The sequence below is a fragment of the Acinetobacter sp. LipI_19 genome (genome assembly GCF_058242925.1).
Window position 1 is genome coordinate 4,200,594 of record NZ_JBZAYK010000001.1, and the last position, 22,874, is coordinate 4,223,467.

Here is a 22,874-nt window from a genome sequence, read left to right on the forward strand (position 1 = left end):
AATAAAGATTTAAGGTTAGTGATTATGTCCAGCGTGTGGATCAATTTGAGTTGGGTTTTCTAAGCTACAAGTACTATTGCCTTGCCAATCAATGGCTATAGTTGGATGTTCAATAGAAAATTTGGATTTTAGCTCATTCTCAATGTTGAGAGTTAATGTCGCGAGGTCAACTCCATCTTTGGGTTTGACATGCAACGTTGCCATAGATCTACCTGATGTAATCATCCAAATATGTATATGGGTAATTTTTTCAATACCACTTACATTTTTCAAAAGATATTCAGTGATCTCTTGGGCATTAGCATTCTCAGGAGCACCCTCAAGTAAAATATGAAGAGTACGTTTAAATAAAGACCATGCGCTGCGTAGTACAAGTAAAGAAACTAGAACAGATAAAATTGGATCGATAGGAGTCCAGCCTGTGTACCAAATCACTATGGCAGCAATAATTGCTCCAACAGAGCCGAGTAAATCGCCCATTACATGGAGAATAGCTCCTTTAACATTGACATGTTCTGTATCGCCTCTTGTTAAGTACCATAAAACAAATAAGTTAACGAGCATACCTATAATAGCAACGATAAACATCGGTCCTGCCATGACAGGTTGAGGTGATTGAAAGCGTTCAATAGCCTCATAAATAATCCATCCAACGATTGCGAATAATGTAAGAGAATTCATTAAGCCAGCAATAACTTCGAATCGCATGTATCCAAATGTTTTTGAATTATCTGCAATGCGGCGACCGAAACGAAAGGCAGCATAAGCTAAACCTAAGGCAACGGCATCTGTAAGCATATGCCCTGCATCAGCCAGAAGTGCGAGTGAACCAGAGATGATTCCTCCAGTGGCTTCTACAAGCATGAACCCGAAAATGATAAAAAACGAAATCAGAATTTTTCTTTCGTTTCCGTTACTCACATCAGGAACATGTGAATGATCATGACCTTCATGCGAATGATCATGACCTTCATGCGAATGATCATGACATTTATGATTGTGATCGCGTTGATTACTCATGTATAAAAACCTAACATGTATATATTTTTACATATGAATATATGTTCATATGTAAAAATTGTCAAATTTAATTTATTAATTTTAATATAATCAATGGCATGTGCCATTTTTGAGCTAATAGGGAATCAAATTTTCTAAAGTAATACTGTTTTTACTTATTCTAAGAGAAATTTCTACTTAGGATAAAATGAATAATTTGACAGTCTAATACTGGAGGGATATTGCATGAATTTAATTTCCATAGACGGAGGTATGTTTTATAAAGCTGAAAAAACGGACTATTAAACTTATAGAAATTCACTTTTTAATAATTCATATAAATATATGTTCATTTGTATAATCTATTCAGATCACCCTATTGACCTTCCAATTATTGGAAACATTAGCATGTGTGCAACTGCTACAGAAACCTATCCAGAGTGATGTAGCTTTGCATAAAAGGTGAATATCATGAAAAAACGAATGACAGCGGTTGCTGTAGCAGTAGTGATTGCTATCTCAGGTGGTCTGCTGTACACAGCAAAAAATATATCGGATCAACCCAAGCAACAAGCTAGTTCAGCTCAAATGCCTATTCCTCAGGTTCCAGTTGCGGAAGTAATTACACAAGAACTTAATCCAACTGCCGAATATACAGGCTACTTATCGGCACCACAAAGCGTTGAAATCAAGTCCCGAGTCGGTGGTGTCATTAATAGTGTTAGTGTTCCTGAGGGCAGTTATGTTCGTAAGGGACAGGTATTATTTAAAATTGATCCTGCACCTTTTCAGGTTGCTCTGAAGACAGCCCAGGCACGACTGAAAGCAGCAGAGGTTCAGTATAGCCAGGCTGTTCTGGATTTTAACCGGGCAAATAAACTGGTCGAAAGTGGTGCCGTCTCCAATAAGGTTTATGACGATGCACTGGCAACCAAAAATAACCGTCAGGCTCAAGTACAGGAGGCTCAGGCAGCCGTCAGTGCAGCGAAGCTGGATTTATCTTATACCAATATTACAGCACCGATTTCAGGACGTATTGACCGTGTTCTTGTCACCAGTGGTAACTTGATTGCAGGTGGAAATACAGGCAATGCCACAGCCTTAACCACCATCGTTTCAGTCAATCCGCTGTATGTTTATTTTGACCTTGATGAAAAAACCTTTCTCAATCTAAAGGGACAAAATAAATCTGGACAATTCAACTTGCCAATCGAAATGGGATTGGCAAATACAGAAACTTATCCTTATACAGGGAAATTAAACTTTGTAAGTACTCAAATTGACCAGCGTACAGGGACGCTACGGGTTAGGGCATCTATTACCAATGATTCAGGTGAATTAGCACCAGGTATGTTTGCCAGAGTTAAGCTGACCACTGGAAATAAACAGTCCACCATTCTGATAGATGATCAGGCGGTGGGTACAGATCAGGGCAATAATTTTGTTCTGGTTCTTGGTTCGAATAATACGGTTGAATTTAGGCCTGTAACACTTGGCTCGGTCGTTGATGGATTGCGGATTATTAGCAGTGGTCTGCAAACTGGCGATAAAGTCATTATTAAAGGGCTGGTTCGCCCAGGAATGCAGGTCAAGCCAAATATCGTTCCAATGCAAACGCCTACTCCGACTGAAAGTGCCGCACAGGGGAAATAAGCCATGAAGAATTTCCCTCATTTCTTTGTTAATCGGCCAATATTTGCGGTCGTGATCTCTGTGCTGATCGTCATTCTCGGTGCTTTATCACTGTTTAAACTGCCATTGAGTGAATATCCAGCCATTACACCACCGACTGTACAGGTCATGGCAAGTTATCCTGGTGCCAACCCCAAAATCATTGCCGAGACGGTTTCCTCCCCTCTGGAACAAGCCGTGAACGGTGTTGAGAACATGTTGTATATGAGTTCTCAAACCGCAGCCGATGGCAAGATGGTACTGACCGTCACCTTTAAACAGGGTACAGACCCTGATAAAGCACAGATACAGGTACAAAACAGGGTTTCTCGTGCATTGCCACGCTTACCTGAAGAAGTTCAACGCATTGGTGTGGTCACTGAAAAAACCTCACCCGATATTCTCATGGTCATCAATTTGGTGTCATCCAACAAGAATCATGATCCACTATATTTGTCCAACTATGCACTGTTAAATGTGCGTGATGAGCTTGCACGTTTACCAGGTGTTGGAAATATCGAGATTGGTGGTGCTGGTGAATATTCGATGCGTGTCTGGATTGATCCTGAAAAAGTGGCTGCCCGTGGTTTAACCGCCAATGATGTGGTTGCAGCCATTCGTGAACAAAACATGCAGGTTGCTGCGGGTTCTGTTGGTCAACAACCAAATACAACATCGGCCTATCAAGTTACTGTTAATACGCTGGGACGTTTAACCACTGAAGAGCAATTCAGTGAAATCGTGGTTAAAGCTGGTGACACTGGACAAATCACACGCCTGAAAGATGTTGCACGAATTGAACTGGGTTCTGATGCTTATACCATGCGAGCTTTACTGGATGGTAAGCCAACATCTGCCTTACAAATCTTTATGACACCAGGTGCCAATGCACTCGATGTTTCAAGTGAAGTCCGTGAAACGATGGCAGAATTGAAGAAAAGCTTCCCTGACGGTGTGGATTATAAAATTCCTTATGATCCAAATATTTTCGTAAAAGCTTCTTTGAAATCAGTCATTACCACTCTGTTAGAAGCCATTGCACTGGTTGTGCTTGTTGTCATCCTGTTCCTGCAAACATGGCGTGCATCCATTATTCCTTTAATTGCCGTTCCCGTTTCACTGATTGGTACGTTTGCAATTATGTATTATTTCGGCTTCTCCCTAAATACATTGACCTTATTTGGACTGGTACTGTCGATTGGTATTGTGGTCGATGATGCAATTGTGGTGGTGGAGAACGTAGAACGGCATATTGCATTAGGCGAATCACCAAAAGAAGCTGCCCGTAAGGCAATGTCTGAGGTGACAGGGCCAATTATCGCGATTACTGCGGTTTTATCTGCTGTATTTATTCCATCGGCATTTCTTACAGGATTGCAGGGTGAGTTCTATCGCCAATTTGCCTTGACCATTGCGATTTCAACCATCTTATCTGCAATCAACTCTTTAACACTTTCACCAGCTTTAGCAGGTATCTTGCTTAAACCACATCAAGCTGGAAATAAAAAACGTGATTTAACCGAACGCTTATTTGGTTGGTTCTTTAGAGGATTCAATCGGTTCTTTGATAAGGCATCGGACAAATATGTAGGTGCAGTCCGCAAGGGGGTACGTTTAAGTGCCATCATGCTGATTTTGTATGTAGGTTTTCTTGGCCTAACTTGGTTAGGTTTTAACAAAGTGCCGCAAGGCTTTGTTCCTGCACAGGACAAGTATTATCTAGTTGGTATCGCCCAGTTACCTACAGGCGCATCTTTAGACCGCACAGAAGCTGTAGTTAAACAGATGACGGAAATTGCACTGAATGAACCTGGTGTGGAAAGCGTCATGGCATTCCCAGGCTTTACACCAAGTGGTCCAGTCAATGTACCAAACTCTGCCTTGATGTTTGCCATGCTTGATCCATTTGAGGCTCGTCAGGACCCCTCATTATCAGCAGGAGCAATTGCTGGAAAATTAATGGGTAAATTCAGTCAGATTCCTGACGGATTTGCGGGCATCTTTCCACCACCACCAGTACCTGGCTTAGGTTCTATGGGCGGATTCAAGCTACAAATTGAAGATCGGGCTGGTTTAGGCTTTGAAACACTGGCACGTGTACAGGGCGAGATTATGGCGAAAGCCTCTCAGACGCCTGAACTTGTCGGTATGCTTGCGAGTTTCCAGGCAAATGCTCCACAGATTGAAGTTGATATTGACCGTGTAAAAGCGAAGTCACAAGGTGTACCACTGACCGATATTTTTGAAACACTACAAATCAATCTGGGGTCAATCTATATCAATGACTTTAATCGGTTTGGTCGTACTTATCGTGTAATTGCTCAGGCAGATTCCCCATTCCGTATGCAACCAGAGAACATTAATCTGTTAAAGGTGAGAAATGCAGCGGGAGACATGATTCCGCTTTCGACCTTTGTCACGATTAAGCGTAGTTCTGGCCCTGATCGTGTTATGCACTATAACAGTTTCCCATCAGCCGATATTAGTGGTAACGCTGCATCAGGTTATTCATCTGGTCAGGCAACTGCCGCAATTGAAAAAATTGTGCAGGAAACATTGCCACAAGGTATGACCTATGAATGGACCGATCTGGTCTATCAGGAAAAGAATACAGGCAATACTGCGGTCATGGTTTTTGCTCTAGCAATTATTTTGGCGTTCCTTTTCCTTGCAGCTCAATACAACAGTTGGTCAATGCCTTTTGCAGTATTACTTATTGCACCAATGGCCTTGTTATCTGCGATTGTAGGTGTTTGGGTAACTGGTAGTGATAACAACATCTTTACCCAGATTGGCTTTGTTGTTCTGGTGGGACTTGCTGCAAAAAATGCCATCTTAATTGTGGAGTTTGCCCGAGCCAAAGAGGATGAGGGTTTGAATCCTTTTGATGCAGTACTTGAAGCAGCCCGATTAAGATTACGCCCGATTCTAATGACCTCAATTGCATTTATTGCTGGTGTGATACCACTGGTATTAGCCACAGGTGCTGGTGCAGAAATGCGTCATGCCATGGGTATCGCTGTTTTCTCTGGAATGCTGGGCGTGACAATCTTTGGTTTGCTGTTTACACCCATTTTCTATGTCGTCATTCGTAATTTTATTCTGCGTAGAGAACAGGCCAAAGCACTGGTACAGGAGGGTTCAAAATGAAAAATTTAACACTTCATTTAAACCGATACACCTTCCTCAAGAAAATGAGTGTACTAACCACTGCCACTATTCTTGCAGGATGTTCAATGGCACCCATATATGAGCGACCTGTCTCTCCTGTGTCGGAACACTATCCAACAGGAGAGGCTTATCCAGGGCTGCAAGTGAACAATGGAAAGCAAACAGTCGCAGCCGATATTGGCTGGCGTGACTTTTATACCGATCCTGTCTTACTCCAACTCATCGATCATGCATTGAAAAACAATCATGATTTTAAGGTGACAGCTTTAAATGTTGAGGCGATAGAAGCACAGTATCGTATTCGTCGTGCTGACCGTTTACCGCATGTGGGTGTTACCGCAGAGTCAGCCAGTCAGCGTTTACCGTCTGATCTTGCTTATAACCCCCGCATGTATCAGGTTGGTGTTACTTCGGTCGCATGGGAAGTCGATTTATGGGGCCGAGTACGCAGTCTGAGTGATCAGGCTTTACAGAACTATTTGGCTTCTAAAGAGGTCCAGACAGCATCACAGTTAAGTCTGGTATCCGCAGTTGCTAATGCTTATCTGGTCTATAAGGCCGATCAGGAAACGTTAGGTTTAACCAAGGCGACTTTGGCGACACAGCAGAAATCCTATGACTTGACCAGGAAACTTGTTGATGTTGGTAATGCAACCCGATTTGATTTACGTCAAGCTGAAATAGGACTGCGCACCGCACAAACCAATTATGCAAAATTCTTGCGTATTACTGCACAGGATCGTAATGCTCTGGTGTTACTTCTGGGTTCACCATTAACACAGGAATTGGCGGCCCAATTGGACCAGTCCCCCAAAATTCCTGATCAGGTTGTTATGCAGGATATACCAGTTGGTTTGCCATCGGATCTACTTCAACGTCGTCCAGACATTCGTGCCGCAGAACATAAGCTTCAGGCTGCGAATGCAAACATTGGAGCAGCCCGTGCAGCATTTTTTCCATCCATTACCCTAACGGGTTCGGCGGGTACGGCAAGTTCCAGTCTGGATAATCTATTTAATGCAGGTACAGGTGCATGGAGTTTTATGCCCAAGATTAACTTGCCCATATTTAATGCAGGTTTAAATCAGGCAAATCTGGATCGCTCACACATCATGAAGCAGATTGAAGTCATCAACTATGACAAATCTATTCAAACAGCTTTTCGTGAAGTTGCTGATGGGCTGGCTGGCAAGTCCACACTAGATGAACAGATCAAATCGCAGCAGCAAATGATTGCGGCCAGCCAGGATGCCCATAAGTTGGCAACCTTACGTTTTGATGCTGGTGAAGATAATTATCTCGCAGTCCTCGACTCACAACGAACTCTGTATGCATCTCAGCAGGCACTTATACAGACCCGCCTGGAACGCCTGAATAATCAGGTCAACCTCTACAAGGCATTAGGTGGAGGCTGGAATGAACATACCGTACAGATTGAACGTAAATCTTTGAAATAGCACATCGATGGAATTCATCTTTTGATGGAAAGAGATGAATTCCTGACAAGATGAAACAGAATATGAGGTCATATAAATGAAATTTATTATCCATGATATAGAAAACTTCCCATTTGTTGAGTTTAAGCAAGATCAGGCAGTTCCAGGTTATTCACCTCAATGGCAGTTGGAAATGCAGGAATTCTTGGAAATGAGCAGTCCGTTTGTGATTGTTTATGATCAATTATCAATGCAAGAAACACCTGAAGACTTTAAACAACGTGGTCTTTGGCTTAAAAACCATAAAGATGAACTTAATCAGTTATGTAAGGCAATTATCTGCATTGAACCTGATCAGGAAAAAAGAGTTGCCATCAGAAAGATGACGGAAATGGCTGTAAAGGCATTTGGCATTCCTTATGAAATCGTCAATACCAGGGAAGACGCCGAACGGATTGTGGATGAACTTATTCAAGTCTAAGGTGAATATGATGAACACTATTTATATCAATCAATTGAAGCAAGATGTTGATGGTCAAGGGAAAAAATCAAAGCCTTTTTTCATGACATTCTTACTCATTCTTATGACGTTAGGATTAGCTTCAATTTCGCATGCAAAAGCACCGATCAATACAGCTTTGGAAACCGTGGAGAGCTATCTTAATATCTGGAATGGTACGCAGCCAGATGACCTGACTAAAGTTCTTGACACGAATGTTGAGTATTTCAATACAAGTAATGAAGAAAACCGTAAAGGTACAGCATCTGTAATTGAGGTACCCAAGTTTTTATTAACAGTCATTCCTGATCGGAAGATGACGCTTACATCCCCGCCACTCATTGTTGGTGATAAGGTTGCTGTCGAATGGCAGCTTCAGGGAACCCTCAATAAAAAAGACCAGTCTGGTAAAAAAGACGCAAAAGTAATCACTTTTAAAGGTGCTTCATTTTTTGAGGTTAAAAATAATAAGATTATATACATCGGTGATTACTACAACAATCATCCATTGCGTAGTCAGTTAGAGCCATAATCAGGAGTGCTATAAAATGTCTTCGCACAACCATACACAAGATCACAAACATAACCACTCTGAACATGATCATAACCATGATCATTCTGGGCATAAGCATAGTCATGGTAACACCCATAAGCACAACCATGATCACTCAGGACACCATCATGGTCATGGTGGTCATGATCACGACCACGATCATGACCACAGCCATATCCCAAGTAATAAAAAAATTCTGACCATAAGCTTTTTACTGATTACCATTTTTATGGTAGTGGAATTTATAGGTGGTTTTATTACCAATAGTTTGGCCTTGATTTCAGATGCCGGTCACATGCTGAGTGACTCTGTTGCACTTGGTATTGCACTTGCAGCAGTCTTCATCGGTCAAAAACAGATTACCAAAAATAAAACATACGGCTATCAACGCTTTGAAATACTGGCTGCTGCATTGAATGGTATTACACTGGTTGGTATCGCACTGTATATCTTTATTGAGGCAATTCTACGGTTTCAGCAACCACAACATATTGAAGTACAAGGGATGTTGATCGTTGCTAGTATTGGATTGCTGATTAATATCATTGTTGCAGTAATGATTTTTAAAGGTAGTGATACCGAACACGACTTGAATATGCGAGGTGCTTACCTGCATGTACTCAGTGATTTGTTAGGTTCTATTGGCGCAATTGCTGCTGCGCTATGTATCTACTTCTTTGGATGGGCCTGGGCAGATACTTTAGCCAGTGTTCTAGTTGCAATACTTGTTCTTCGCAGTGGATATTCAGTTGTAGTAAAGGCTTCGCATGTTTTAATGCAGGGTACACCAGAAAAATTTGACTTGGCAGAAATCAAAGAAACCATTCTTCAAGGCCAGCGAATTCAGGGTGTACATGATTTACATATATGGAGTCTGACAAGTAAACGTTATATTTTATCCTGCCATATTGTTGTGAGTGAAGAAATGAGTATGCAGGAAGTGCAGATACTCTTACATGATCTGGAGAATGTCATACAAAATCTAGGTATTGAGCATGTCACTATTCAGGCTGAAACATCACTCAACAATCACGATGATATTCATCATTGCATTATTGAAAATATACCAAAGGATTCAGAACACTGAGTTTAAAAAGGTTAAATATTCCTAATATAGGTGCTTATCTAATCACAAGTGGTACCCAAGTTTAATGGCACTTAAAAGTGCCATTAAACTATATATAATTCAATTTGATATGTAATAAAATTACCCATAGGAAAGAATTATGGACTAGGCTAAAAGAAGATGGTCACAATTGTAAGATTCGAATATTATTTTTCCTCCTTTTCCTCCTTTTCCTCCTTTTCCTCCTTTTCCTCCTTTTCCTCCTTTTCCTCCTTTTCCTCCTTTTCCTCCTTTTCCTCCTTTTCCTCCTTTAACTTGATATTCGTGATTCCAATTTTTCTTAGAGCATTCAATAACGTTGATTCACCCTCTGACAAGCCAGCAGATTTTGAATGTCTAAAAACAAATAATTGAGTAACCAAATTGGAGCCTAGGAGAGTTGTCGTATAAGAGCCCTCTGACAAAGGCAGGCTCTCCATGAGCCCAGAAATATACTGCTCAAATTGTTCTGCGGTTCTTGACCTAAATATTAGACCAGCATGCCCACGCTCCTTGAGAACACTTTCCCCATCTACAGTTGAAACGTAAGTCGCTGGTTGTATATCGAAAAGATAAACTGGAGGGCAATTTACAAGAGATAATCGGATGACCAATGCTCCACGAAGTGCTGTTTTATTTGAGTTTGCATAACACCAATTTTTATAAGTTTGTTTTTCTCCATCTGTAATATCTTTATTATTTAATGTTTCTGAATTAACGAAAAAGGCCATGAGAGTGGGTTTATCGCGGTAATCAAACTCTTCCTCAAAAGTATAATAGTGGACTGCATTGACAATACTGGGATTTAACGAGCGAGCCTTTAAACATGCATTCCATAGGCCCATGATTCTTCCATGATCTGGAGCTTCAAACTCTGTATCTCCATTAGTGGTCGGGTTAATTTGGACATTTAGAACTTCCTTAGAGCTATCAGGTTCTCCTGTACCAACTGTATTGGTTTCTTTAGTATTTTTCTTTCTCTGTGGCTGGGTGATGGTTCTTTCATACTTTGTTTTACTTTTTTCCCCGATAGGGCCTGAACCTAACCATGTAAATTCATGACCTAAAATAACCGATTGTAATAATGGTTTGCGCCCTCCTTGATCTTCAGATACGTTAATCTGACCAGGACCTAGTTGCAACTGAGGAGGATTAGGTGAGTTGACATCTACAGGTTTCTTAATGCGGTGAATTACCTTTGGAACACGTCTGATAAGTGTTTGATCAGGTAGTTCTATTCCAAGGATTGTCAAGGCTAAAAAAGCATTGGTGTCAGGAATACAAAAACCTGAAACCCTAATTTTTCTCGTTTCCTTATGCCATGGCATTACTTTAGGGTATATATGGTTTCTTTGGATAAAATCATCATGTTTTGCAATACTGCTAAATAAGATTCTTACGGCATCTTGGGTATATTTGCTATATTTATAGTAGGCAATAAATACATGATCATCTGTTGTGAGGCTATCACCTATAAGGATCGTCCAGGTGTTTTCTTCTTCTGGATGAGGGGTGTAGAGCCGTTCATGTCTTTCGGTCTCATCATATGTTGTCAGAATTCTAGGAAGTTCTGTAGAGAGACCATATCCTCTCACCAGAAACTCAAAACAAGGTACGAGTAGTTCCTTATATTCCTGATCCGTTAAGGAGAAAGAAATGCAATTCTCACGTTGGCTTGGATTAATATAAAATTTATTCTTGTCTGAGAAGAAATGATCTATTCTCCCTGTCTTTTCGTCTCGCTTATATGCTTGAACATAGGTATGTGTAAAATCCGTATGGTCAATATCAAACTCCCTTATTTCAAAGGGAAGATAGTCAACTAATCGTTCATGGTGCCAAACTGTTCCAATAGGCCAAGACACCAAATCTGTTATATTTGCATCAATAAAAATAAAATTATCTGTGGGTGTGTAATCTTCCAGAAGTTCCCTAAAAGCCACATGAACTTTAGGTTGAGCATTTCTACGATCAGCTTTTGCTAACGCTCCATACCACCACACCATTAAGAACTTTTCAGCATTGGATTCAAGAACTTTGAATGCCGGTGATTTTGTTTTATCTGGAGAGTTATCAGTATTTTTTTCATTAGAATGATTGTTCATGGTCAACCTCTCTATTAGTAATATTATCGACTAGTCAATTCTTCTTATATGCTCAGCTCGGCCGTAGGGATATATTGCCCATCTACCCAATCGTAAAGCTGAATATCACAAACACCATTCAAACGATGTCCCAAGACCATTGCAAAAACTGAGGGTGCTTTAATAAAGAGGTGTAATTTAGATAACTTATTTTCAGATTTGAATGAAACTAAAGCGGATTTTGCCTCTCTCACAGCAAGATTTAGAGTTTCCATATTATCAATCGCATAAGAGCTTTCTAGATTCAGTCTAGGTAAGCTCTTTACTTCATTTATTGTAGAGTCAATGTCTTTACCTATAGCTGTAGGAAATCCGATAGTAACTATGGCTTCAGTTTCTCCCTGTAGCTCAACAGGGGCGATTTTATTAAAAAATTGTCCCTCTTTCTGTTTATGGTCATCAGTGCGATAAGCGAGGCCATTATGTTCTATTTCAAGTAGGAAATTACGTGTGGCACTAAATACATAGCAAGCATACATGCGGTGGACATTCTTTGTTTACCGTCTATAAGGAGGGTTCTACGGTCACCACTGCTATGAATGAAATCCCCAATCGATACCGCTTTTTTGATTAGGTTGTTCCAGTCGCTGGAGGTTTTTTGGGCACGATCAGGACCATTGAAATCACGAATATCTAAGTTTAAGTCTTGGTACTGACTGGTTGAAGTAGAAAGGTTAATTTTGATAGGATCTGATAGCCATTGGCTTCTATCTTCTTCAAGAGCATGGCAAATAAAATTTTCAAAGTCTTTGCGATGTATTGGACCAAAAGAAGAACGAGAAATCAATTTTTTAAACTGATCTCTTAACTGTTTGGCTTTACGTGTAGTGAGTTCGATATTGGATAATTTCTCTTCTATTTCGCCTATAAATACAGAGTCGCTATCTTCAGCATTGAAAGACAGGAAATCAACATGGTCAAGTGCAAACTCAGCAAGTGAGGTTTCGAATCCCTTATCGCTACACCACTGAATAATATCCTGACGACTTTTTTGTAAAATCACAGAATCGGCACTGTATGAAGAGCCAACGCCTCTAATTCTCTCAATCTGGGCAAGAAATGGGTGAAGTGTAGAGGTATAGAGTGGGCATACTAAACTAAAGCGAGTATATTCACTTGATGGAATATCAAACGCCTCCTTGAAGCGCTTAATTTCTTTCCAGAAGTCTGTAGAAGTCAGCGAATGATTTTTAGCTTCATACATGACACGCTGGAAATCTTTCTCTGAAGAGAAGTAGCAAACCTCAACATCACCTATTGATTCACTCACAATGTGACTAAAAGCACTTTCAGATAGCCATAGTGGCAGGTTCTTTAATACAAAGGCATCCTGATAATCAAACCCTACTCGTGCAATTGCACCACCAGTTGATTGTTTTTCTAACAGACTTGCACTCATTATTATCTCTCTAAATCCAGGGTGGATGGGTAACAGGAACCATCTGGTAGGTAGGTGTGGGCACTGCCCTCAAGATGATTGTTTTTTAAATGAAAAATCAGTAAGACTACAAAATTTGCCCCAACTTTTGGATCGGACACCAATTCCCTCATGGTGTGATGGTCTTTACTGCTGGGTTGTACACTAAAGAGAGGATGGCTATGCCATTCACCTAAATAGTTAAATTTTTGATAATTATTGTTTGTTGATTTATGAAAAAGGCGAATTGCTTTAATAGCATCCGTAATTCCACGTACAAAGGATGCGATCGTTCCACTCTTTTGAACAGTTAATGAGCTAACTCTAAAATGATTTGTACCTATATGCTCACCCATTAAAACACCGCCACATTCGTGGGTTCCAGACTTCAACAGGGCTTTTATCAGTAAAATTTGTATATCAGTAGGAATGGATATTTTCAGCATTAGTATTAACCTTTCATCGGTTCAGGCTCTTCAATAGAATTGCCATTTTCACTTTCAGATATCTGTTTATCCGTAGGAGATTCTGTTACTAACGCACCTGAACAATCGATAGGATGAGTATCAAAAGGACATTGAAATATCCAATATTTACGGAACCCTATTAAATATGCTGAATATGGATAAGAGGATTGCTCATCAACTGTACATAAAGTATCTAATGTGAACTGAGTCATAGACGCTGCAAGAGCCGTTACATCTGCATCTGATGCAATATATGTTTGGTTTTGTGTTTGAAAGCCGTAATTATTAACTTTGCCTTCTGGGATTGGTTCCAACGTTTGTAAGACACCATAAATATGATTGCGAAGCTCTAAAGGTGAGGCATCTAACGTTGGGCGACTACGGGCCATCATTGCTCCACCACCGCCACCAAAGATTTCACCCCATACCATTGGTATATGTTTTCTTTTAGCAATTGCAGCTAAGGTTAGAAATGTATGTGAGTTTGCTGTCGCATCAATAATCAGATTACATGTACCAATGGCATTAGCGATATTGGAATTTAAATGAGGATTTTCCTGGCCACCAATTTGCATTTCATACGTTTCAATCTGCATGTCTAATGCAGTTCGTTTTAATGCTCTTTCAACAGCATGGGTTTTAGCAAAGCCAACATCTAACCAGTTGAGTTCATTACGGACAAGATTCTGGGGTGCCAGAATATCATCATCAATAAGTAGAAAGTTTTTACAGCCAGACCGCGCCAGTGAAATTGCAATTTTACTTCCTAACGATCCAAGACCAACGATTACTATCTTTGCATCATTGATATTGCTAAATTGTGCTGGCAATCTTTGATTCTGATCATCATGTAGATTAATAGCTGGATAACTTACGAAAAGTGGTGCTGTATTATTAATTAAGAATAGTTCCAAGTTACCATTTAAGTCATATAACAATAGAGGCTTTATGGAACTTGTGAATTCCTCCTGAGTAGGCCATAAATTGCCTAAAGAGGATTCTAACGAAAGTCGATCATTTACAGATTCCTTTAATAAAGGAACAGAATCAACTCTTATTGCCCATCCAGACAATTCAAATCTTTCATTAGAAAATGATGGGACGATGTCAGGTAGAGGTTTGTTTTGAATATTTGTTGGAACAATAACGGTCTTGTCCCGAATGCTTGAGATGGCAACCTTAAAGTCCATTTTTTCAGGGTCACTACCCAAGAGTATGTGACGTAACATTGGTGTTTCAATGAACCTTTCTGAAATACCTCTTAATTTTTGACCTATTGTTTCAGAATGCCTAGATGGCACAGGTTCTACATCCATCTCCAATACAGTCATTGCGTCTGTTAATAAAAGAATCCGGGCACTTCTAATTAGTTCCACTCCACTGATATTTGTATTCCAATTATCTGGACCGTATTCTAGACACAGCACTCCTGAACCACCGTACTGGTGCAAGATACTCCATCTTTCACCAGATTTTTGTGGACGTATATATGCTGGTAGCTCTGGGAAAAGCTCTGGATATACTAAAACACCATTAAAATCTATAGTTCCTATCTTGAGAGAGAAGTTTAAATGCAGTTCATTAGTGTTTGTTGAGTTCCACTCCTGAATCTTAAAACTGTTTTCCTCATTTTCAAGATCGGTCAATAACTGCCGTTCTTGAATTAAGCGTTCTAATGGTGTTTTTAGCAGTTCCATTACGCAAAGCCTCCTGGTTTATTTGGATAAACAGGGGTTGATGGAAATGTTAATCCTGCACCTAAAGCTGAACGGATTAAAGAGCTGGCCATATCAGCAGAATTTGCACTTTTGTGTGATGCCGAACGTGGAAAACGATTACCCAAGACCTGCCGCCATAGAGCTAATGCTTTATCATCATCTGTTTCATTTAAGGCATTTCGTGCAATAGCAGCTTGTTCTTTTACCTTTTCATAAAAGGTTTTGAACTCATCTGCTGTGACCGCAGAAAAAACATTATTGCCTGCAACACCAGGATCTTCTAAATGTGGAATTATGCCTAGTGACGCATAAATCCCATAAGAATCCCTGATTGTTTCTAAAAGATAAACAAACAACTTTTCATAGTTGGATTCGTAGTAATTCATATGCTTGGCAACCAGGCATTCTAAAATGAATCCTTTTGGTCGTTTTAAATCAGACAAGTTCTCACGACGCCACCATTTAAATAGCTTCACAAGAGGCTTAAATCGCCCATTTGCATTTTTATTCACCTCAACAGTCCACTCGGTATGGGCTGGAGGGTTGGTAACTAGCCATTCTTCAAGATGAATGTCTGGAATCAGATAGCCACCATATCCATCTGAAATGATAGGGACAACATCCATATCAACTTTTTTCAACTTAACATTTACTGAACGACGGTTAACGGTGAGATCGGTATATCCAATATCCTTTAATGCTGTATGTACTGCATCAAGGACAATTTGAGGATTATCGTTAATTGTGTGATTTGTAAGGGCAATAATATCTACATCTGGTCTTTGTGTGATACCGCCTATAGTAGTCGGACGTACTGCCGTATTTCTTTTATAAGAACCTGATAAGAACGTATGCACATGTACTTTGCTGAATTCATTATGCACTTTTAAAGCATTACGAAGCGTATTATGTGCGCTTGAACAATCATTAACTGTTGTTGTAGATGGTTCAATATCGGAAAGTAGGTCAAGAAACTGCTGTTGAGTTGTCATAATTCTCTCTGAGCCCATGTACTAAAATGGGGCATAAAATTAAGTGCGATCAGAAAAATTAAGTAACCTACTACTGTGAACTTTGTTGCATAGCAGTAGGTTATTTAACCTTGTTTACGATATTGAGTTTGAGTTATCAGGATCATCCGATTTTTTATTACGGATAGTATCCTTTTCTTCTTTCAATGGCCGAGTTCTGGGAAATTTAAAATATCCAGTTGGATGGACAATAATTTTTCCAGATTTATGGCGATAAGATTTACAAAACACGAAGTCTTGATTTTCGGTAGGCATTGTTAGCCCTCCTATTTTGGCGGCTCGTTTTTCAGGGCGCATACCAAAATAAGCGGGTAAATCTTGAGATTTACGGGCCTAAATGTTAGAATGGGGTTCTGACAGCCAGATCTAACATGAGGTATGCGTAGGGCTTAGAGCCATATGCCTTTCCTGTGTGAAAATCTATCAAGCCGACTCTACCCAATAGAGTCGGCTTTTTAATTTACGAAACCATCTCAATAGTCTCCATTGAATCTAGGTCAAAATAATATAGTTTTTTAAAGTCATCTTCATATAAGTCAAATAATTGAGATAACTCACTAATGACAGATGCTGATGTTTTTTTTGCATCTATTGCGTAGTCAAAAAGCATTGAAGCTACTCTATATGTCGCTTCTCGATCCAATTCATTTGGTTCAACTTTACGATAACCACGCATAGCCATTTGCCGCCATAAATTGGCACTTTGACTTGAAGTTATAGTTCCTAACTCTGACGCCCTATAGATTAAGGCCGCCATTGAGGTTTTCCATTCCTTTTTAAGTCTTAGATAATGAGCTAAATTGGTTGAAACTAATTGATCAATAATTTTTTCTTCTGGCATTAAGAATTCGGCAGCAAAGTCATTTGCTTCTTTTTCCATAAACTCAGATGGCTCTTCATGGAGGACCAAATGCCCAAGCTCATGTGCTAATGTGAAGCGTATTCTATCATTTGGCTGGTTTGCATTTAGAAATACGCATGGAGACACACCATGCATTTTTAAGGATACGCCATCAACATTATTATCTTTAAAGTCGCATAAAAAGACTAAAACCCCGGCATCTTCCACAGTGGCAGTTAGGTTTTCAAGAGGTTCATTTCCTAACGCCCACAATGATCTAAGCTTTTTAGCCGCTTCTTGAGGAGTGTTTACATCTAGGCCAATTTTAAAAGTTGGTAAGGAGTTTTTTCTTTTTGGCACATTTGTGAATAATTCTAATGTTTGTACATGGCCCATTTTTAACATCATTTCAGCATTCATGCGGCTCAATGCTTTAGCTGTGGTAGAGCTTTTTTTTCTGTATGCATGCAAACTAATTGGCAGTGCATTTAGCTTTTCAATATGTTCGAAAAATCGTATAGGGAAATGTAGGGCATTGGATAGATTATGGATAACTTCATCGGAGGGTTTTAAGTCCCCACTTTCAATTTTAGATAATGAAGCCTGAGTAATAGACTGTCCCATTTCAGCAATTAGTTCAGTTTGACTAAGACCACGAAAGTTTCGTGCAATACTAAGCATGTCAGGATTGAAATGAGTCATATTCACCTCCAAGATCATTGACTTACAGATCAAGTTAATCGAATGATAACTGAACAAAAAACCTTATGCAAATTTTTCTTCAAATTATTCCTAAATTGTTTCTTTTTTACCTTACATTGCTTTATGTAGTGGTCATTTTGGTTTTTAGCACAACATATAGTGTTTTTGATTTTATCTTCTATTTGAAAGATTTTAATTTCACTATAGAATTTTATGTCAAAATTTGAGCATTAAAATATTTGGGTAAAGATAGAGGATGATCAGTGTTCTTATAAGGGGCAGTTTGACTTTCGATTATTTAGAAAATGTATTTTTATTAAATATTTGACCATTTGGAGGGAATTCTAAAGTGATTTATTCTTGCTAAAATTAGGTTTAAGGACGATTGTTTCCTTTTCTCCCAGAGTGTAATTAAATAAAGGATTTAAAATGAAAATGAACTTGAATAAGGATGGAAAAAAACGTATTCACTTTATAATTAGAGAGCTTGATAAGACTCAGAATGAAGTAAATAAAATTTCAGCTTCAGTTCAGATAGACGAGGATGATCAATATCAGCGTATTAATAGAGCATATTTTCAGTTGTTCCAAACGCATTATCTTTCCTTTAAATTACTTATGAAAGAAGATCATTTTTCCTCCGCTGTCGTCGTAGCTCGTACGATGCTAGAAATATATGTTAGGTGTTTTTATTTAGAGTTTATAGAACAGCCTAAAGGGACAGATGTTGAAATGTTAATTACTCAACCAAAAGACTTTGCTAGTTTTTTTCAGATGAGTACAGCTTTAGATAATTTTGAAGACCCAGACAATGGAGATTTTCATAAACACTTCAAGCAATTCACAAAGCAAGGTAAAGCTTTGTACGAGAAGTATTCAACTTTCACACATGGTCGTGGTGAGCTACTGAATGTGCTATTTAAAGGTAAACAACCTGTCTGTGCCTATGAGGATATTGAAAGTATATTGCTGACCCTTAATGGCATGTTACAGGTGTTTGCAATGCAATTTCTACATATGAATGCTAATGAGGCATTGAAAAAAAGATTGCTTGATAGAATGCTTAAAACTGAAGAAACTTTTCTTAATCATGGTATAGGCCAACCAGACTATTATTCTAATTTAACCTCTTGGTGAACTAAATAGGAAATGAGAGAACAACAGTGCAAAACTGTTTTTCTCTCAATATACTATCGCTTCCATTTTCTAAGTCGCATAGTTGTTTGGAATGTCGCATAGTTGTTTGTAAATGACAACCACCACCGACGAGGGCGATCGCTGATGCAGTATGGTGAGGGGCGCGAAATGGACGTTGTCCAAAATGATGTTTTGCCTTTGCAATTGAATAAATACTGGCAACCTCAAGATTTTCTTGTGGATTTAAGGCTGGCAAAATACTCGGTAAGCGAGAAGCTAAAAGGGTTTTACCAGTACCTGGCGGGCCTTTAAATAAAATAGAATGTCCACCTGCGGCTGAGATTTCTAAAGCACGCCGTGGGCGTAATTGCCCTTTAACATCCGATAAATCAAATTTGTAGGCATTATTCTGCTGTATTTTTTGTGTAGCAGTGACCTCAATTTTGTGTAGATTTAAGAAATGCTCACACACCTGTTTTAAGTGCTGAGCAGCAAAAACTTGAAATTCAGGCAATTGCGCTGCTTCAGCGGCATTTTCCTGTGGCAGCATCAATTGATGTTTGGCCATCTGACATGCCATTGCAATGGTTAAGGTCCCTGTGATTGGTCTTAAGTGTCCATCTAGTGCTAATTCACCAATAAACTCAAAATGATCTGTGACATTTTCAGGAAGTTGTCCCGTGGCAATTAAGATACCCAGTGCAATGGGCAGATCTAGACGAGAGCCATCTTTGGGAAGATCCGCAGGTGCGAGATTGATGGTCAAGCGCTTGGTTGGGAATTGATAGCCACTGTTAATGATGGCTGATCGAACGCGATCCTTACTTTCACGAACTGCTGCTTCAGCTAAGCCAACAATTGTTAAAGAAGGAAGCCCTGCACTAACATGGACCTCAACTTCAATTAAAGGTGCATGCAGCCCGAGCAAGCCTCGGGTATAAATTTTGGCTAAAGACATTGTTGTTTTCCACTGGTGCTTTATTTTTAATCATTATTATATTTTTTGCACCAACAAAGTGCAAATTTAGTTTATTTTTTATCCTGAATCAGCACCTCAAGTGCTTTGACCTGTTCTTGTAAATCGGTCAATCGTAAATTGGCATTATTTAGTGCAGTCTTTTGGCGTTCAATTTCGTCTTTTGAAACGATATCCATTTTAGAAATGGCTTCGTTTAGCAAAGCGCGCAAATTATGTTCTATATCTTTTTTAGGCTGATCGACCTGTTCTAAAATTGCTTGTAATAATGTTTCAATCATGAGGAATCCAAATTAGTAATGCTCTTCGCCTAGTGTAACATCGCGTATTCATTTTATTTAAGTAATTTTTTATCCGCTGCTTAAAGCATAATGTCTCCTATAATTTAGCAATGAAATCTAAAAAAACACGCAATATTATGTGTTTTTTAAAGTTGCAACTTCACCTAAGTATATACAATAGGTTATAAAGGCAATGCATGTTGATTGAATTAATCACCCCAACCATTAATAAGATTGGCATGAAAATTGAACATAAAACCTTACTGGTGAAATAAGCCGAAGGAAAACAATATGAAGCTCGTAACTGCAATTGTAAAACCGTTTAAATTAGATGACGTGCGTGAAGCACTGTCTGATATAGGCGTTCAAGGGATTACCGTAACTGAAGTTAAAGGTTTTGGTCGTCAAAAGGGGCATACTGAACTTTATCGTGGCGCTGAGTATGTTGTTGATTTTCTGCCTAAAGTGAAAATCGAAATCGCAATCAGTGATGACATGGTAGATTCAGTGATTGAATCTATTACACGCGTTGCTAGCACTGGCAAAATTGGTGATGGAAAAATTTTCGTGACTAATTTAGAGCAAGTAATTCGTATTCGTACAGGTGAAACAGGTCCAGACGCTGTTTAATTTGGCACGAAGATTGCTGGTTATGTATATCAATACATAACTCACAAAATTAGGTTGGGGGATACGAATGAAAAAAATGCTATTAGCGCTCAGCCTGTCTGGCGCACTTCTTGGCGGATCAGTTGCGTGGGCAGAAGAAAACGTAGCTGAGCCTGCATCTACAGCTGTTTCAACGGCAAGTGATGTGACTGCGACAGTCGCCGATACATCGGCAACCGTTGCGCCTGAAACGGTGGCTGCCACAGCTGCGCCAGCAGCAGAAGTAGAAAAACCAACTTTAAATACAGGTGATACAGCGTGGATTCTTGTATCTACAGCACTTGTATTGCTGATGACAATTCCCGGTTTAGCATTATTCTACGGCGGTATGGTGCGTAAGAAAAATGTGCTTGCGACTATGGCGCAAAGCTTTACTGCTGCAGCAGTGGTCAGCATCGTATGGGTGGTCATTGGTTATTCACTTGCATTTGGTTCTGGTAATGCTTTTATTGGTGGTTTCGATAAAATCATGTTATCTGGGATTACAACAGATGCGCTGAGTGGCACAATTCCAGAAATTCTTTTCGTTATTTTCCAAATGACTTTTGCGATCATTACCGTTGCCATCATCAGTGGTTCTGTGGCTGATCGTATGAAATTTAGTGCTTGGATCACGTTCATTACAATTTGGGTCATTATTGTTTATGCACCAATTGCTCACTGGGTATGGGGCGGTGGCTGGTTAATGAATGATGGTGCGCTTGATTTCGCGGGTGGTACTGTTGTTCATATTAACTCTGGTGTTGCAGGTTTAGTTGCTGCGTATTTGCTGGGTAAACGTATGGGCTTGGGCAAAGAATCTATGGCGCCACACAACTTAACCTTAACTGTATTGGGTGCAAGCTTGGTATGGGTCGGTTGGTTTGGTTTCAATGGTGGTTCTGCTTTGGGTGCAAATGGTTCAGCAGCGTATGCTTTAGTAACGACTCAAATTGCAGCAGCAGCGGCAGCAATTGCTTGGTTAGTGGTTGAAAAAATTGTTCGTGGTAAAGGTTCAGTATTGGGTGCGGCATCGGGTGCAGTTGCTGGTCTGGTTGTGATTACGCCAGCGGCAGGTTTTGTGACTGTAAGTGGTGCGTTGATCATGGGCTTAATCGGTGGTGTAGTATGCTTCTGGGGAATCTCTGGTCTTAAACGTATCCTTAAAGCAGATGACTCATTGGATGCGTTTGGTTTACACGGTGTAGGCGGTATTGTTGGTGCGATTTTAACAGCTGTATTTGCAAGCTCATTCATTATGGGTGATAAAGCACCAACGGATGTAATGCATCAATTATGGGTGCAAGTTGAAGGTGTGTTAGCAACCATCGCATACTCAGCAATTGTGACTTTTATCTTGCTTAAAATCATCGATGTTGTGATTGGGATCCGTGTTGAATCTGATGATGAACGTATGGGGCTCGATTTAAGCCAACATGGCGAACGTATCGAATAATTAATAAGATCTGAATAATAACTATATATAGTATAAAACAGTCCGTAAGGGCTGTTTTTTTTCCATATCTTGCGAAAGGCTCAACAAAATAAGGTTTTTTTGCTACACTAGCTGAAATCATGAATTTTGTTCAATAAAACCACTATGCACTGTCCATTTTGCAATGCTGCAGATAGTAAAGTAATCGACTCTCGTTTGGCTGCTGAAGGTAGCCAGATTCGTCGACGTCGTGAATGTATCAGCTGTGGCGAACGTTTTACGACATTTGAGAGTTATGAGGTGGTGATGCCACGTGTGACCAAGTCAGATGGTAAAAATGAACCATTTGATGAAGCAAAATTACGACGTTCTTTAATGCACGCCTTACAAAAAAGACCTGTGACTCAAGAACAGATTGAAACCGTCATTAGTGATATTCAATTACAAATTCGCCGTTTGGGTGAACGTGATGTACGTTCACGCACCATTGGTGAAATCGTCATGAAATCTTTGTTTGCATTGGATCATGTGGCTTATGTGCGTTTTGCATCGGTGTATCAGGATTTCCAAGATATCGATGCTTTTCGTCATCAAATTGAACAAATGCAAGATCGTGGGCAAGACCACTAATTTTATTTTTTGA

General features: G+C 39.6%; 18 protein-coding genes and 2 pseudogenes. 10 read left to right on the plus strand and 10 right to left on the minus strand.

The features are described 5' to 3' along the window. Positions 1-15 precede the first annotated feature (15 nt). On the minus strand, positions 16-1,020 hold the full coding sequence (locus AC4CVF_RS20135; protein WP_023187986.1) for a cation diffusion facilitator family transporter: 1,005 nt from the start codon (positions 1,018-1,020) through the stop codon (positions 16-18). 450 nt (positions 1,021-1,470) lie between these two features. Here AC4CVF_RS20135 and AC4CVF_RS20140 point away from each other — a divergent pair, with 450 nt between their 5' ends. From AC4CVF_RS20140 to AC4CVF_RS20165, 6 genes are all read left to right on the plus strand, one after another. Beyond that, positions 1,471-2,652, plus strand: coding sequence for an efflux RND transporter periplasmic adaptor subunit (locus AC4CVF_RS20140; protein WP_023187985.1), 1,182 nt, complete (start codon positions 1,471-1,473; stop codon positions 2,650-2,652). Between the two features lie 3 nt (positions 2,653-2,655). Continuing rightward, a complete protein-coding gene (locus AC4CVF_RS20145; protein WP_008942230.1) occupies positions 2,656-5,820 on the plus strand; it encodes an efflux RND transporter permease subunit in 3,165 nt (1,054 codons plus the stop codon). Continuing rightward, positions 5,817-7,298, plus strand: coding sequence for an efflux transporter outer membrane subunit (locus AC4CVF_RS20150; protein WP_008942231.1), 1,482 nt, complete (start codon positions 5,817-5,819; stop codon positions 7,296-7,298). Before AC4CVF_RS20145 ends, AC4CVF_RS20150 begins: the two co-directional genes overlap by 4 nt. Before the next feature lie 76 nt (positions 7,299-7,374). After that, complete coding sequence (locus AC4CVF_RS20155; protein ID WP_008942232.1) at positions 7,375-7,758, plus strand: hypothetical protein; 384 nt, start codon at positions 7,375-7,377, stop codon at positions 7,756-7,758. Positions 7,759-7,768: 10 nt separating this feature from the next. Then, positions 7,769-8,308 carry a nuclear transport factor 2 family protein gene (locus tag AC4CVF_RS20160; protein WP_017396455.1) on the plus strand — a complete coding sequence of 180 codons (540 nt, stop codon included), beginning with the start codon at positions 7,769-7,771 and terminating at the stop codon, positions 8,306-8,308. 16 nt (positions 8,309-8,324) lie between these two features. Further along, the gene (locus tag AC4CVF_RS20165; RefSeq protein WP_023187984.1) at positions 8,325-9,416 is read left to right on the plus strand and encodes a cation diffusion facilitator family transporter; all 1,092 of its coding nucleotides are present in this window, start codon (positions 8,325-8,327) and stop codon (positions 9,414-9,416) included. 185 nt (positions 9,417-9,601) lie between these two features. On the opposite strand, the gene AC4CVF_RS20170 is transcribed toward AC4CVF_RS20165, so the two are convergent. The 7 genes and pseudogenes from AC4CVF_RS20170 to AC4CVF_RS20200 all read right to left on the minus strand — a co-directional run bounded on the left by AC4CVF_RS20170 (position 9,602) and on the right by AC4CVF_RS20200 (position 17,754). Next, positions 9,602-11,539: a hypothetical protein gene (locus AC4CVF_RS20170; RefSeq protein ID WP_161416601.1), complete on the minus strand. Its 1,938-nt coding sequence runs from the start codon at positions 11,537-11,539 to the stop codon at positions 9,602-9,604. A 44-nt stretch (positions 11,540-11,583) separates the two neighbouring features. Next, positions 11,584-12,977: pseudogene (gene cap4 / locus AC4CVF_RS20175) on the minus strand (CD-NTase-associated endodeoxyribonuclease Cap4). Positions 12,978-12,979: 2 nt separating this feature from the next. Next, complete coding sequence (locus AC4CVF_RS20180; RefSeq protein ID WP_005314752.1) at positions 12,980-13,441, minus strand: Mov34/MPN/PAD-1 family protein; 462 nt, start codon at positions 13,439-13,441, stop codon at positions 12,980-12,982. A 5-nt stretch (positions 13,442-13,446) separates the two neighbouring features. Then, positions 13,447-15,159, minus strand: a complete 1,713-nt coding sequence (locus tag AC4CVF_RS20185) for a ThiF family adenylyltransferase (protein ID WP_023187981.1) — start codon at positions 15,157-15,159, stop codon at positions 13,447-13,449. After that, the gene (locus tag AC4CVF_RS20190) at positions 15,159-16,172 is read right to left on the minus strand and encodes an SMODS domain-containing nucleotidyltransferase (protein ID WP_023187980.1); all 1,014 of its coding nucleotides are present in this window, start codon (positions 16,170-16,172) and stop codon (positions 15,159-15,161) included. Before AC4CVF_RS20190 ends, AC4CVF_RS20185 begins: the two co-directional genes overlap by 1 nt. Positions 16,173-16,286: 114 nt before the next feature. After that, the gene (locus AC4CVF_RS20195) at positions 16,287-16,466 is read right to left on the minus strand and encodes a hypothetical protein (RefSeq protein WP_001141891.1); all 180 of its coding nucleotides are present in this window, start codon (positions 16,464-16,466) and stop codon (positions 16,287-16,289) included. Positions 16,467-16,671: 205 nt separating this feature from the next. Continuing rightward, positions 16,672-17,754: a helix-turn-helix domain-containing protein gene (locus AC4CVF_RS20200; RefSeq protein ID WP_023187979.1), complete on the minus strand. Its 1,083-nt coding sequence runs from the start codon at positions 17,752-17,754 to the stop codon at positions 16,672-16,674. A gap of 429 nt (positions 17,755-18,183) precedes the next feature. On the opposite strand from AC4CVF_RS20200, the gene AC4CVF_RS20205 reads away from it, so the two are divergent. Further along, on the plus strand, positions 18,184-18,891 hold the full coding sequence (locus AC4CVF_RS20205) for a hypothetical protein (protein ID WP_023187978.1): 708 nt from the start codon (positions 18,184-18,186) through the stop codon (positions 18,889-18,891). A 112-nt stretch (positions 18,892-19,003) separates the two neighbouring features. Here AC4CVF_RS20205 and AC4CVF_RS20210 read toward each other — a convergent pair. Together AC4CVF_RS20210 and AC4CVF_RS20215 are read right to left on the minus strand one after the other, a co-directional pair. Further along, a pseudogene (locus AC4CVF_RS20210) lies at positions 19,004-19,849 on the minus strand (YifB family Mg chelatase-like AAA ATPase); the annotation flags it as partial. A 71-nt stretch (positions 19,850-19,920) separates the two neighbouring features. Continuing rightward, positions 19,921-20,148, minus strand: coding sequence for an accessory factor UbiK family protein (locus AC4CVF_RS20215; RefSeq protein WP_004725282.1), 228 nt, complete (start codon positions 20,146-20,148; stop codon positions 19,921-19,923). Positions 20,149-20,439: 291 nt separating this feature from the next. Here AC4CVF_RS20215 and glnK point away from each other — a divergent pair, with 291 nt between their 5' ends. The 3 genes from glnK to nrdR all read left to right on the plus strand — a co-directional run bounded on the left by glnK (position 20,440) and on the right by nrdR (position 22,861). Then, positions 20,440-20,778: a P-II family nitrogen regulator gene (gene glnK, locus AC4CVF_RS20220; RefSeq protein ID WP_004725283.1), complete on the plus strand. Its 339-nt coding sequence runs from the start codon at positions 20,440-20,442 to the stop codon at positions 20,776-20,778. 67 nt (positions 20,779-20,845) lie between these two features. Then, positions 20,846-22,252, plus strand: coding sequence for an ammonium transporter (locus tag AC4CVF_RS20225; RefSeq protein ID WP_490789874.1), 1,407 nt, complete (start codon positions 20,846-20,848; stop codon positions 22,250-22,252). A 144-nt stretch (positions 22,253-22,396) separates the two neighbouring features. After that, positions 22,397-22,861, plus strand: a complete 465-nt coding sequence (gene nrdR, locus AC4CVF_RS20230) for a transcriptional regulator NrdR (protein WP_004725286.1) — start codon at positions 22,397-22,399, stop codon at positions 22,859-22,861. The last annotated feature ends 13 nt before the right edge of the window (positions 22,862-22,874 follow it).